Origin of the sequence: Coleofasciculus sp. G2-EDA-02, from assembly GCF_040226375.1 — a bacterium.
In the GTDB taxonomy this organism is placed as follows: domain Bacteria; phylum Cyanobacteriota; class Cyanobacteriia; order Cyanobacteriales; family Coleofasciculaceae; genus Coleofasciculus.
On sequence record NZ_JAVKEW010000047.1, the window covers coordinates 1 to 13,666 of the forward strand.

Genomic DNA, 13,666 nt, shown 5'->3' on the forward strand with positions numbered 1-13,666 from the left:
TTTGACGTTCCCGTAAGGCTCTCCTTTTTCCAGAAAGTCAGTAATTAATCTCGCTGTGCCGTAGAGCATCCGATGAAAATAATCTTGCTCTGTACTATTTTGCACTTCAATGAGAATTAATTCTCCCTGGTCATTTTCCGCTAAAATATCGACTCTATTTAGCTTGTCATCCTCGGCTTGTTGATTGCTTTCACCTTCAAGTATTGATTGGATCGTGATCGGTTTCCTCAACAACTCGCTTAAGAAACCTGCCAAAACACCATAATTGGCTTTGTTTCTCAGTAATTTTTTAATCGCCCAATCAAATCGGATGTGTGTTTGGGGCATAACGGCATCGATGGGAACATCTACTGAATCTATTTTGACAGATTTCGTCCCATGTTGATACCTTGGATATCAAAAAAATAGAGTTGATAATTTTAAACACACTATACTGTAAAAATAAGTAGTCGGTCAAAAGAAAATAGTACGCTCATTAAGTTTTGTAAATCGCCCTCAAACCCTTACTGTTCCCTGTTCCCCAATCTCAACCGTTAACTTTAATTTTGTCCACCTACTTATATATGTGCAATACTATAAAACCTCTACCACAAGCACAATCGTGAGGAATTATACCCAAGAACGGGTCGTTGAAAAATCTCTACAACTAGCCTTGTAGCCATCTTGAAGGTCATTTAAACGCTGTACCTATGTTGGCACAGGTACAGACGGACAGTCCGATGCTGGCTCTTGGACGGGACAGTCCGAAGCATCACTATCTGTTGATACAAAGCATTAGAATTTCAAATAAAAAAGTATTGCAGCAATAAGCGAGTAAAATGTAATCTAGGTTCTAGTGATACAGAAGGAACCTCCCATGCACGATCCTCTAACGTCCTCGCCGCCGAACTGGTATGAACAGGTTAAGCGGAATCGCATAGTCCGGGCGCTGGAAACAATTCAAGATTTATTTATCATTTCCCTCTGTGTTGGCTTATTTGCCTTTATGGCGATTCAGCTACGCGAGATGTTTTTGGAGTTACTACCGCCGTTAGATTTCCCAGGCGTGACTTCAGATATTCTGTTCTTGCTAATTTTAGTTGAGTTATTCCGACTGCTGATTATTTACTTACAAGAACAGCGTGTATCGATTGGAGTCGCGGTAGAAGTTTCGATTGTCTCTGTTCTGCGAGAAGTGATTGTGCGGGGAGTCTTGGAAACCTCATGGGTTCAAATTTTAGCTGCCTGTGCGTTCTTAATTGTGATGGCAGGACTATTAATTGTGCGGATGTATTTGCCGCCAACTTTCGATGGAATTGACCCAGAAAAACAGTTGTCTCTGCGATATAAAAAGCAGACCCTGCGTCAGGTTCCGGACTCTAATAACAATCCGTTAAACCCTTATCCCAATACTGTTACTGTGGCAGATAAAATGGGTCATTTAGAGCCGATAACCAATGCAACAGACTAATACAAGAAGTCACATCTTCGCCAATCACTAATCACTGATCACCAATCACTAATATCTATGACTACAATACCTGAGATTAAACCCCGTGATGTCCAAGTCGCCGCCATTGAAGGAACGGATACAACCGTGTTGCGATCGCGGACATGGGATAGACTCAAGTTTGAGGTGGAATATTCCCTGCAACGTGGCACAACAGCAAACTCCTATCTCATCCAAGCCGATAAAACGGCGCTGATTGATCCGCCAGGGGAATCATTTACCGAGATTTTCCTGAATCAATTGCAGCAATGCATGAAGGTGCAGCAACTGGATTATGTAATTTTAGGTCACGTTAATCCTAACCGGATGGTGACGCTGAAAGCTTTGCTAGAATTAGCCCCCCAGATTACCTTTGTTTGTTCTAAAGCCGGTGCAGTTGCGTTACAAAATGCCTTACGGGAACACCAATGCAATGTTTGGGTACCCAAAGGCGAGGAACCCTTAGATTTAGGTCAAAATCATCACCTGCAATTCATCCCCATCCCCACACCTCGTTGGCCTGATGGACAATGTACCTACGACCCCCAAAGCCGTATCCTGTTTACCGATAAACTCTTCGGCGCCCATGTCTGCGGCGATGAACTCTTTGATGAAAACTGGAAACGCCTAGACGAAGACCGACGCTACTATTATGATTGTCTTCATGCCGCTCAAGCGCGACAGGTCGAAGTCGCCCTGAACAAATTAGTCCCGCTCTCGGCTAAAATGTATGCCCCGGGTCATGGTTCCATTGTCCGCTACAGCCTTAGCCGATTCCTCCATGACTATCGCCAATGGGGTCAGCAGCAGACTGAACAAGACTTGACAGTGGCGCTTATTTATGCATCCGCTTATGGAAATACCGCCACATTAGCCCAAGCGATCGCTAAAGGAATCACCAAAACCGGTGCAGCCGTCGAATCAATTAACTGTGAATTTGCCGAACCTGGGGAGATTGAAGCCGCAATTCAACGCTGTGATGGCTTTTTGATGGGTTCCCCTACCCTGGGCGGACATACCCCGACTCAAGTGCAAACGGCGTTAGGGATTGTCCTCTCCAATGCCGCAAAAACTAAACTGGCGGGGGTGTTTGGTTCTTATGGCTGGAGTGGCGAAGCCGTTGATGAAATTGAAAGCAAACTCTTAGATGCGGGTTATCGCCTGGGATTTGAACCGATTCGGGTTAAGTTTAAACCGGATGACGAGACAATTCAATATTGTAAAGAAGTCGGCACAGATTTTGCCCAGGCGCTGAAAAAATCCAAGAAATTCCGCGCCCCCAAACAAGCCGTCAGCAGCGCCCAAATTGACCGAACGGCACAAGCTGTGGGACGAATTGTCGGGTCATTATGTGTTGTCGCGGCGCAGCGTGGTAATGTTCGTAGTGGGATGTTAGCCTCTTGGGTGACACAAGCCTCATTTAATCCGCCAGGGATTACGGTTGCGATCGCGAAAGATCGGGCAGTTGAATCTCTAAGCCATACGGGAGATAGCTTTGTCCTGAATATTTTAAAAGAAGGGATGAATGTCCGGCGACACTTCTTGCAATCCTTTGCCCCAGGGGATGATCGATTTGCGGGGTTAGAGACGGAAACGGCGGAAAATGGGTGTCCGATTATCAAAGATGCCTTGGCTTATTTAGAATGTACAGTGCAGAGTCGGATGGACTGTGGCGATCACTGGTTAGTCTATGCCGTCGTCGATAATGGTAAAGTATTGCAATCAACCGGGATGACGGCTGTACATCACCGTAAATCGGGGAATCACTATTGATTTGTCATTTGTCATTTGTCATTGGGGATTGGTGGTTGGGGATTGGTGGTTGGGGATTGGGGATTGGTGGTTGGGGATTGGGGATTGGTGGTTGGGGATTTGTGGTTGGGGATTGGGCGAAGCATTCGCGTTGAAACGTTGGTAAAAAACCGATAAATTTGGGCGCGAATGCTTCGCCCCTACGAATTACGAATTACGAATTACGAATTACGAATTACGAATTACGAATGAATGAATGAATGCATTTCCCCCATCTTCCTGTTCCCTGTATCCATGGAAAACAACGCTGTTCAACGATTTAGACAATCAACATCCGGCAAAATTGGTCTGGGAATCACTCTCACTGTGATCATAATGGCACTGTTGGCACCGATTCTCAATCCTTATAATCCGGCAACGGATCGGAATTATACCGCCCGGTTGCAACCCCCCAGCTTGGATTATTGGTTTGGCACTGATGGTTTAGGACGAGATATTCTTGACCTGGTATGGTATGGGTTACGCACGTCTTTGTTTATCGGTTTAGTTTCCGTGGGATTAGGGCTAATCCTGGGGGTAGTGTTGGGGTTAGTCGCGGGTTATTTTCGGGGAGGTTTAGAAACTGTGATTGGTTGGGTAACCGATATCCTGTTAGCCTTTCCCTCAATTCTACTCGCGATCGCGATCGTTACTGTAACAGGTCCTAGTATTTCCAGTGTAATGATTGCTGTGGGTGTGGTACAAGTCCCCATTTTCATCCGTTTGACTCGCTCTATGGTGCTATCATTGCGGGAACAGGACTTTGTGCAAACCGTGCGATCGTTTGGCGCTACGCCGGGACGGATTATTGTTTATCATATCTTACCCGCTAGCTTAAGTCCTTTAGTCGTGCAAGGGACTCTTTCTATTGGTACGGCTACCTTAGAAGCAGCAGGTTTAGGTTTTTTAGGGTTAGGCGCCCAACCTCCCACGCCGGAATTAGGAACGATGCTATCCGATGCGTTTAAGGGCGGCTATTCTCTATCATCTCCTTGGACAATATTATTTCCTGGTTTGTTTATTACCCTAACCGTTTTAGCCTTTAATTTACTCGGAGATGGTTTAAGAGACGCTTTAGATCCCCATATTTAGGTAGAAGGGTAGGGACACGGCAATGCCGTCCCCTATTCTAGCAGTAGACACATCGATTATGACAAACAAACTGTTGTAGAGACGCGCCATGTGTAGAGACGCGCCATGGCGCGTCTCTACCATAAGATGCTTCCTAACCGCTATGGCGATTGCTATATCACCCTCGTCGTCTAAACTTAACCGAATCTGATATTACACAAGAGTTGGAACCATCAGCAGTTCAGCTTGGGGCATTTCAATCAGGGCTTCAACTGTCTCATTGGTGAAAGAGTCTCCTATCCCGATGCTGTTCATCAGGTTAATTTGCCTAACTTCACTCGCAGTAAAGGAGTCTAATACTTCTTGATGACTGGCTAAAGTCGGTTGCCAAATTGAGGCGTCAAAACCCGGATTACTGCCGTTCTCTTCCTCAAAAAACAGATGAGGGTTTCCTCTATTGTCGAAGACATCAACACCTCTATTGCCTAAAATTTCATCACCCACAGACTCAACACTTGTCAACACACCAGCAGTATTATGCATCATTTCATTCACTGAAAAATCATTGTAATTAGCAGCATAAAGCTGACTTTGGGGGATAATCTCCTCCGATTGACTCTCACTTGACCAAGCCAGTTTTGCTACCGATTTTCCTCTGTTTTCGTAGTAGTCCATGCGAATTTCGTACTGTTGTCCCGCCTCTAGGTCAATCTTGCCACGATTATCTTTCACGGCATGGTCTGTCCAATTATCAATCAGGAGTTGGTCATTTACCCACAATCGCACCCCATCATCAGAAGAGGTTTTGAACTGATAGGTTTCTGAGTAAAGGGGTTCCACAAACCCTGTCCAACGTACCGAGTAGGTATCGGGATCTATCGCCGCATCCGGTGACCCTGAACCCCAGTTAAAGTCTATGGTTTCATCGGTGCGGGTTAGCACTAAGTCGGTAAAATCGCGGTTGTTGTAGTATTCGGCAGTTAAACCTGTACCGTTACCACTAGCATCTAGACTGAGAGTATCAACAGCAGGAGAATAAAGCTGAGATTCAGGAATAATGTCTTTACTTTGACTCTCACTTGACCACAACAATTGTGCGACTGATTTGCCAAAGTTTTCGTAGTAGTCCATGCGGATGTCATACTGTTGACCCGCTTGCAGGTCAATTGTGCCACTATTTTCTGTAGCGGCGTGATTAGACCAATTATCAATCAGTAATTGGTCATCTACCCATAGGCGTACACCATCATCTGAGTTGGTGAAGAATTCGTAGGTTTCTGAGTATAGAGGTGCCACTGAACCTGTCCAGCGTACCGAGTAGGTATTGGAGTCTATCGCCGCATCCGGTGAACCCGAACCCCAGTTAAAGTTGACGGTTTCATCAGTGCGAGTTAGGGCTAAGTCAGTGAAATCGCGGTTATTGTAGTATTCAGCTTTTAACCCGTTACCGTTACCAGTGCTGGGAGGAGCGTTAATCGCCGGACTATCCAAAACCACATTGTCAACGGCAATGAAATCACTATCGGAAGTATACCGATTGGAATTAACGCTGAAGACGACAAATTGATAGCCATCACCAAAGTCTACATCCCACTCAAAGTTCGTCCAGTCAAAGGTAGAACCCCCGACTGTTTCTTCCAGCAACAGGGTTCGGTTCATGGGAAGCGCTCCCACCTGGGTTGGTCCATTAGAACTAATCCCACCGTGAAATTCTCCATCAACCCCCCAGAGGCGCACGGTAATTTCGTTGGCTTTGTCATCTCCCTCTGTATTCTGGATATCCAAACTCAGAGTCTGCTGTCCCTGTCGAACCTGATTATCCAGAAAAATTTGTCCTAATCCTGTCCCCCACGAGTCTGCATCGAAAACAGCCGCACCTCCATCACCAATATTCGGATTGCGCGACCAACCCGTACCCAGCCAACCTTCATCGGTTCGGGTACTATTAAGATTCCACTCCGGTCCACCAAATTCACCCGAATTGCTGAAGTCGCTATCGAGAATTAGGTTGGGATAGGCGGTTGGGATAACCTGAATTTGTTGAGTTACAGTGGTTGTTGCGCCTTGGCTATCCCAAACCGTCAGGCTGACATTATGAGACTTTGTTGGGTCAAATTGGTGATTGACTTGGCGACCAAATTGGTCGATACTACCATCATTATCAAAATCCCAACCGTAACTTGCGATCGCCTCATTAGTCTGTTCTATTGTATCTGGTGGGTCACTGTCGAAAGAGGCACTGGCGTCAAACAAGACAACTCCTTGGTTGCCCACTGATTCGTAGTTAAAGTCAGCTACTGGTGCAATGTTCGTCGGCGACACCTCAAAGGTTGTGTTAACAACCTCGAAGTAATCGGGGAATGTCTCCGAACCGCCAAAACTTTTCTGTTTGGACAGATTATGAGTATTATTCGCCAAATAGCTGTCTTCGATACGCGACCCTAGAAAAGGCACACCTGCGTCATTCGGACCTTCCCAAGGAAGCTTCACCCCATGTTCAAACCCCTCAACACGGATATTTTTGAACAGAAGGTCTTGGGATAGGGGATTCAGACCAATGCCATAACCACGACCATCACCATTTATACCTCTCTTGAAGGGAACGGGGTTATCAGTGTCACCGACAATTAACCCATTGACGAAATCAATCTGGCTGCTGTACTGAGTGAAGATACCCTCACCATAGATATTCCAGAGTTTGAAATTATCTACTAATGAGCGAACATCATGGGCTTCTTTGAGACTCGGACCCTGAAAGCCTAACTGACCATCATTATTCCGCTGATGGTTCCAGAAGATTATCCCCATATCGGAGTTGTAACTCTCGAAACCGGATAGGCGGCGCAGGGGTACATTGGTTACATCGAGAGTGTCTGGGTCATCATCAAAGGACGCCTGAGACAGGATTGGCTGTAGTTCCGGTAACATATTCTTAACAGCAACCGTGTCAGCCTCTCTGACTCGAGAGATTCCATCCACGCCATTAAAGATATTAATCCCACCGCCAGCAGCACTAATGGCAATATTGTCCACTATTTCCACTTGGGCAGCCCCCTGCACCCAGTACCCCTCACCGTTAAAGCCCATATCAAACAAGGGGACGCGGGCTGAACCGTCAAAATCGGCTTGGGGACGGTCATCGCCTGTGGTTTTGATGGTAATGTTATTGCGCCATGCACCCAATTCATTTCCGGCTTCTGCGGCAATTCCGGAACCTACTACGTCGAACACAACATTGTCTTCTAAAACGGCATGGCTGTCATGATGCACAATTCCCCACCCCGGACTACCGACAATGGCGTTACCTTTGACTAGAGAGGGTGTACTGTTGATATCCTCAGCCCCAGTGCGATGCAGATGCAAGGCATATCGCCCACGGGGATTGGTTCCGGAACCGGGCGAACCATCGACATTTTCTATGGGGTCATCAGTCAACCTATTTTTATCCGTTCGTCCCAGGTTGTAGAATCCAGCGTTTTGTACCTCGACATCGGGGTTGTGCATGAACATCACATGACCCCGTTGCTGAGTGGGTACGGTTTCAGCGTTTTCTGTCTCGAAGATAACGTTCCGACTGGTGTTGGCAATGTAAAGCTTTAAGTCCTCGTCCTCGAATCCCTGGGGACGCTGGTGGTCAAATCGGAGGATGGTATTATCACCAGAGGTAATGTCGTTGTTGGTAAATTTAATCCGGTTTCCGTTAATTTCGGTGATGGTTAGCACCTCATCTTGAAACCGACTGTTATCTTCGTCAGAACCGTCTGGATTGTAGGATGTTCCACCTAAGACTAATTGATCCCCAATTTGCCAACCTATGGGTGTATTCATGCCATCGGGCAGATTCAACACCAATTCATTGTCACCGACTGAGGCATCTGTTGCTAGTGATATAAAATCGAGTTTCTCTGCACCATGAATTCTAACTTTACCGTGAGTGACAACGCCGCGACTAATCAGGGTTGAGTCCCAATTGGTATCAATTTCTCCGTTATCGGCAATGACAATTCTGGCAGTTTTGTTGGCTTGAATCGGGTTGGCTTCACTGCCAATTCTTAAGGTGCTAGTCGGTGATGCGATGAACGTGTCTACGACTATTTTGGTGTTGCGGTTGTGGGCGAATTCCAATGTTCCGTCCACACGCACGGTTTCTAGACGAGTGTCACTCTCGGCGTCGTAGGTGACATGAACACCTTCAGAAATGACGACTTTAGCATCAGTTCCAGGAACCTGACCTTGCTGCCATGTATTGGGATCAAACCAAGATCCATCGTTAACGGCTACATGAGTTGCGGCTGAATGAGGGACTAAATCCAATAATTCTAGATGTTCGGCTTGCTTTACTGGATGGTCTTGATGAGGGAGATTTTGATTATGTTGCATGCTCATCATTGATGTATCGGCAATCTCAGCTAGGTTGGTTTCTAGTTGCATAATGCTTGAATTAATCGGTGTAGTTAGTTGGTTCCCAGAAAGCAGTCATCGTTTGATGGCTATTCGCGATCGCTGACAACAAGGAGCGGCATACACACTTGAATCGACTAGACGTTGTATAAACTTCACAATCGATTCCCTTATTTAAATTAATAACATCAATTCTTATTGATTTTATTAAATAAAAAAATCTATACAGAATCTTTATATACAGACAGAAAATAACATATAGTCTTTTTATATTTATAGGCTTTATCGTAGTTTATTTAAAAAAACGCAGAGCTTATACTATTATTATGAAAATAATATGAAGGTTTTCAGTAAGGCGACATCCCTCTTTTTGCAGAAATACTATATTCTGGTGAGATGGGTATCCTGCCCACCCTTATGGGCAAGGGAGATGCCTACCCGACAAGGGTAGATGGGTTGATCTATGCTACCGGACTCAACTAAGCCTAGAGCCAAGCTTTTATAATCTAAAATGGGAAGATTCGTGGCATGATACAATAAAAGGATATATTCAAAGAATATTTAATTTTAATTAGAGCGTTAAGTCCCCATGACTCAAAGGACTGGGGAATTTATTGTGTAGAATCGAGAGACACCGTCTATCGCTGGTGATCGTGCATCAGTCATTTATAAAGTCGGTCTATTGTATTAATCCCAACTGCCCCCGTCCCTATCCTCAACCTGGGGACTTTAAGTTTTGTAGCAGTTGTGGGTCAATGCTGCGTCTAAATAATCGCTACGTTCCTCTCCAGCATTTGGGTTTAGGGGGATTTGCGGCAATTTACACGGTTTGGGATCAGCAGGATCAGACTGAAAAAGTATTGAAACTTTTAGTAGAAAAGTCACCCAAGGCGTTGCAGCTTTTTGAACAAGAAGCCGCCGTATTGCAACGTCTAAAGCATCCGGGTGTGCCTAAAGTGGAGTCCGATAGCTATTTTACCGTGAGTCTGGGAACATGCCAACAGCGCTTACTTCCTTGTCTGGTTATGGAAAAAATAAACGGTGAGACGCTGGAGGCTATCTTGAACCGTTATCCTCAGGGATGTCCGGAAACCTTGATTATTAATTGGCTCTACCAAGCGGCTGATATTCTACAGGAGTTACATGATTTGGGAATTATTCACCGTGACATTAAACCCTCAAACTTAATGGTGCGAGAGGAGACAGGTCAACTGGTGGCGATTGATTTTGGCGGCGCGAAACAAATTGGCGCGATACCCCTGGGGAAACAGAATTGTTCCACACGTTTAATTTCTCCAGGTTACAGTCCCCCCGAGCAGATTGCGGGGGAGGTGGTGGGACCGACGGCTGATTTTTATGCCTTAGGGCGTACCATGATTCAATTACTCACAGGTCAAGATTTGGCGGAGTTACAAGATCCGGCGACGGGTGAATTTCACTGGCGCGATCGCACCAAAGTCCGTCGGGGTTTAGCCAACTTACTTGATAGTATGATCCGCCTTGATCCCCAAAAACGACCCGCTAAAGCCGCCGATATTCAACGGCGTTTAGTGGTGAATTGCCGTTTAAATAAAAAATCGTCTTCCTCATCATTCTCATTATTTCAGGCGCTGACTAAAGCCGCCGGAACAGCACAGGAGATTTCTCTTCGAGTTCTGATTACGGGCGCTCAAGTTATCTTTAGCCTAGTGCGCTGGCTGTGGCAAACCTTTATTAGCTTTGTTTTGGCTTGTTTAGATACCATCTGGGAAATGGTGATGGCGGGAATTGGTGCAGCCTTTGGCGCAACCATTGGGTTTGCTTTGATTAACCGGACAATTGTCGGCGATAGCTTTGCCGATTGGATGATCGGACAATGGATTCTAATGGTTCCCGAAATTCAAATTATCCCCTGGCGGGAACTCATCATGTTTGCTTGTGCGGGTTTGGGAACGGCTTGGGGATTAACTGAGGCGGGGGGATTTGGTCAACAGAAACGGCGTCTAATTGCTGGAATAACCGGGATTTTCGGCTATGGTGTGGGTTGGTTTATTTGGCAGGCGTCAATATCGTATTCACCGAGGGAACAATTGGCAGGGTTGGGGGCTCTTTGGCAGGTATCCCTATCTTATAGTATTGCCGATCGCTTACTGGGTTTAGTCACGGCTGTTGCGGTTATTCCCCTGGTGTTAGGATTAGGGTTACCGAGTCATTACCTGGTTCACGCCGCCGTCGCTGCATCGGGTACGGGTATGATATTTTCCGGGTTAGTTAGGTTAAATATATTGCCGTTGGAGGTATTAGTTCATATCTTTTCCTTCTCTGATGCTAGTTGGTCGGATTTTATCAATACCATTAGTTTTTTTGGTTTACTCGGTATTACCCTAGGGTTCTGGTTAGGCGTCAGTTATTATCTGCTGGTTCCTGTACTGCGCTTGCTGGGGTGGCGATGATCATTTGGCTGTAGCACTGCACAATCTGGGCGCGAATGCTTCTACATCAGCAGAGATAAAAGGATATCGATGGGCGTTAAGCTGTCATGCATTTAAATTGGGAATGGGTAGCGAGCAAGATGCTCGCACTGAACGTGATTTCGCCATTATTGACATTAAGGTTTAAATGCCAAACAGCAGTTTATCGGGTAGGGGAGTTATAGAATATCTATTAATGTCTAATATCTTATTGACTCACTTCATTTTATTTGTTTTGGAAATGTCCGATGAGTCAAGATCCAAGGATCATCCGGCGTAGCTTTAAAGTCTTTACGAAAGTTACGATCGGTAAACTGGCGTATAATTTCACCGCCAATGAACTGGGTATTCATCAAAAGACTCCCAAGAGCTAAACGTGAAAAATCTTTGGCTTCATACCGACTTTCAACATAGTCTGGAAGTTGCTTAACGGCGAATAATACAGTTTTTTGATCGAAGTTTGGTAACTGTTGAGCAGTTTTATATACCAAGTTTTCAAGGTTGTGTCCATAACCCTGTTTCTTGCTTTTCAAAGTTTCCTCATTAATCCCTTTAGCCATAAGAGCGCCCTTTAATAGCAGTTCTGTCGATATACAACAATTTTGGATTACAGCATATTTATTGAATGAACCTAATACCGTCGCTGCCGCTGCCTCAAGTTGCTGTTTGGCTAGAAACCACCATTCCACGGTTTTACTAGGGAGTTTATTTATTTTCTTAATGTCATCAAGTCCATACACAAAATCCAGAATATCAATGACTTGATCAAAGAAAGCAAAGCCAGATTGTTGATCATTAAACAGCCATTTTTTTTGTCTCTCAGGTACATCTATGCAATCCACTGGGTTGATTGCATGTGAGCCAAAACTGGATGGAATGCGTAGAGGAAAAAATACATCCCGGAACATAAAGGCTCCTATATGCATAGGCGGCATGTGAAGATCGGAGGGACGATATAATTCGCTATATTTCTGATTAACGGCGTTGAAAAGCGGATCGTTTTCGGGGGTAGTGCTACTACCAGGGTGCAAACGCTGTGCAATTCTCCAGTACGCCATTATAGGACGTTGCCAGGGTTCTGCTCCCTCTTGAATTAGTTCGTCATCTACTTCAATGATAAGCTTCAACAACTCAGTTTTTTCTGCCACTTCTACACTTAAACTCGAAACTGATGCCACTATGTTACACAATTCTAGGAGTTAAAAACCCAACACTTCAGTGTAAAGGTTGGTGGGCAATGCCCACCCTACGGGATGTCAAGGGTTGTGGCGATTCCAAAATGCAAATTTTCAGCGCTATTCTACTTAGGTGAGGGCGCAAGCCTTGCGCCCCTACGTTTGGGTGTATCGTTAGCACTTGAGAGCCGCTACAGAGTTTTCTGCGTTAGGTAAGGTGGGAGCGATCGCGTCATTGATTATTGTGCTACTGTTTTTCAAAAGTTCTAGCATCGATATCTTTTCAGGACTTACGCAGCTACGCTATATGTAGCGTAGCTAGCTGTGAGCATACTCCAGGGTGAGGTTTCGCGCGATCGCGAAAACCATCCTCGCGTCAAAATAAACAATAATAAATGCTAAAATAGCATGAGAATTCATAAATAAAATGAGCCTTAATTATTTATACTATTGCCAATATCTCCTAAGTAGTCAAATAAATTATACCCTGACCAACTTTGCTGAACATACTCACGAGTTTAGTCATGATACGATTAATCGTTATTTGAATTCAGAAAACTTAACACCTTCATTGATTTGGGAAAAAGTGCATTCAGAAGTTCAGAGTCATCCGGATGCCTGTTTGGTTTTTGATGATACAGTGCTAGACAAGAGATTTTCATCAAAAATAGAACTTGTCCGCCGTCAATATAGCGGAAACGAACATAGAGTAATTAGAGGAATTGGGTTAATAAGTTGTATATACGTCAATCCCCAAACGGGACATTATTGGGTGATTGATTATAGAATTTACGCTCCAGATGAAGATGGAAAAACTAAGATCGACCATGTGGCAGATATGCTGAATAATGCAGTCTTTCAAAAAAAGATTCCATTTGCCCACGTCTTGATGGACAGTTGGTATGCGGCTCAGAAGCTAATGATTTTGATTGAGAATTTGGGGAAGATTTATTATGTTCCCCTCAAAAAAAATCGCTTAGTCGATGATACAGGAGGTCAAAAAAAGTATCAACCCATTGAACGGCTAACTTGGTCTGAAATCGAGCAAGAACAAGGGAAGATTATCAAAATCAATAAATTCCCTAGAGCTGAAGTTCCCCCCATACAGATGTACTGCGCCCAGGCTAAAGCCTTATACCGTAATGGTTTGAGCGCTCAAGCCCCTCAAAAATCGTACCCATGTAGCACTTGCAAAAATAGCGCGATCGCGCTATTTTTGCAATAGACAAGAGATCGGTGAAAACCCTCGCTACATCAAGGTTGAGCGCGATTGTACCCATGTAGGGCGGCTAAAAAATCGCGCAAAGCCG

Annotated in this window: 9 protein-coding genes; 6 read left to right on the forward strand and 3 right to left on the reverse strand. The window is 44.9% G+C overall.

What is annotated here, in order from left to right; genetic code table 11:
- The coding region (locus tag RLO19_RS04655; protein ID WP_446354269.1) for a PD-(D/E)XK nuclease family transposase at positions 1-327 on the reverse strand (327 nt) is incomplete at its 3' end.
- A gap of 529 nt (positions 328-856) precedes the next feature.
- On the opposite strand from RLO19_RS04655, the gene RLO19_RS04660 reads away from it, so the two are divergent.
- The 4 genes from RLO19_RS04660 to RLO19_RS04675 all read left to right on the forward strand — a co-directional run bounded on the left by RLO19_RS04660 (position 857) and on the right by RLO19_RS04675 (position 4,351).
- A complete protein-coding gene (locus tag RLO19_RS04660; protein ID WP_446354271.1) occupies positions 857-1,450 on the forward strand; it encodes a phosphate-starvation-inducible PsiE family protein in 594 nt (197 codons plus the stop codon).
- Positions 1,451-1,507: 57 nt separating this feature from the next.
- Positions 1,508-3,241, forward strand: coding sequence for a diflavin flavoprotein (locus RLO19_RS04665; protein WP_446354272.1), 1,734 nt, complete (start codon positions 1,508-1,510; stop codon positions 3,239-3,241).
- The gene (locus RLO19_RS04670) at positions 3,238-3,375 is read left to right on the forward strand and encodes a hypothetical protein (RefSeq protein WP_446354274.1); all 138 of its coding nucleotides are present in this window, start codon (positions 3,238-3,240) and stop codon (positions 3,373-3,375) included. The genes RLO19_RS04665 and RLO19_RS04670 overlap by 4 nt, the downstream gene beginning before the upstream one ends.
- Positions 3,376-3,472: 97 nt before the next feature.
- The gene (locus RLO19_RS04675; RefSeq protein ID WP_446354276.1) at positions 3,473-4,351 is read left to right on the forward strand and encodes an ABC transporter permease; all 879 of its coding nucleotides are present in this window, start codon (positions 3,473-3,475) and stop codon (positions 4,349-4,351) included.
- A 192-nt stretch (positions 4,352-4,543) separates the two neighbouring features.
- Here RLO19_RS04675 and RLO19_RS04680 read toward each other — a convergent pair whose 3' ends face one another.
- Positions 4,544-8,761, reverse strand: a complete 4,218-nt coding sequence (locus RLO19_RS04680; protein ID WP_446354278.1) for a PA14 domain-containing protein — start codon at positions 8,759-8,761, stop codon at positions 4,544-4,546.
- A 623-nt stretch (positions 8,762-9,384) separates the two neighbouring features.
- Between RLO19_RS04680 and RLO19_RS04685 the strand changes: the two genes are divergently transcribed.
- Complete coding sequence (locus RLO19_RS04685) at positions 9,385-11,163, forward strand: serine/threonine protein kinase (protein WP_446354280.1); 1,779 nt, start codon at positions 9,385-9,387, stop codon at positions 11,161-11,163.
- A gap of 239 nt (positions 11,164-11,402) precedes the next feature.
- Here the strand turns inward: RLO19_RS04685 and RLO19_RS04690 are convergent, their stop codons facing one another.
- Positions 11,403-12,329, reverse strand: coding sequence for a hypothetical protein (locus RLO19_RS04690; RefSeq protein ID WP_446354282.1), 927 nt, complete (start codon positions 12,327-12,329; stop codon positions 11,403-11,405).
- 454 nt (positions 12,330-12,783) lie between these two features.
- On the opposite strand from RLO19_RS04690, the gene RLO19_RS04695 reads away from it, so the two are divergent.
- Positions 12,784-13,581: an IS701 family transposase gene (locus RLO19_RS04695; protein WP_446354284.1), complete on the forward strand. Its 798-nt coding sequence runs from the start codon at positions 12,784-12,786 to the stop codon at positions 13,579-13,581.
- Positions 13,582-13,666: the final 85 nt, after the last annotated feature.

What these genes read in the sequence shown, in the direction of transcription:
- RLO19_RS04695 (WP_446354284.1), top strand. Translation starts at nt 12,784, where the DNA reads ATGAGCCTTAATTATTTATACTATTGCCAATATCTCCTAAGTAGTCAA.
- RLO19_RS04675 (WP_446354276.1), top strand. Translation starts at nt 3,473, where the DNA reads ATGAATGAATGCATTTCCCCCATCTTCCTGTTCCCTGTATCCATGGAA.
- RLO19_RS04665 (WP_446354272.1), top strand. Translation starts at nt 1,508, where the DNA reads ATGACTACAATACCTGAGATTAAACCCCGTGATGTCCAAGTCGCCGCC.
- RLO19_RS04680 (WP_446354278.1), bottom strand. Translation starts at nt 8,761, where the DNA reads ATGCAACTAGAAACCAACCTAGCTGAGATTGCCGATACATCAATGATG.
- RLO19_RS04660 (WP_446354271.1), top strand. Translation starts at nt 857, where the DNA reads ATGCACGATCCTCTAACGTCCTCGCCGCCGAACTGGTATGAACAGGTT.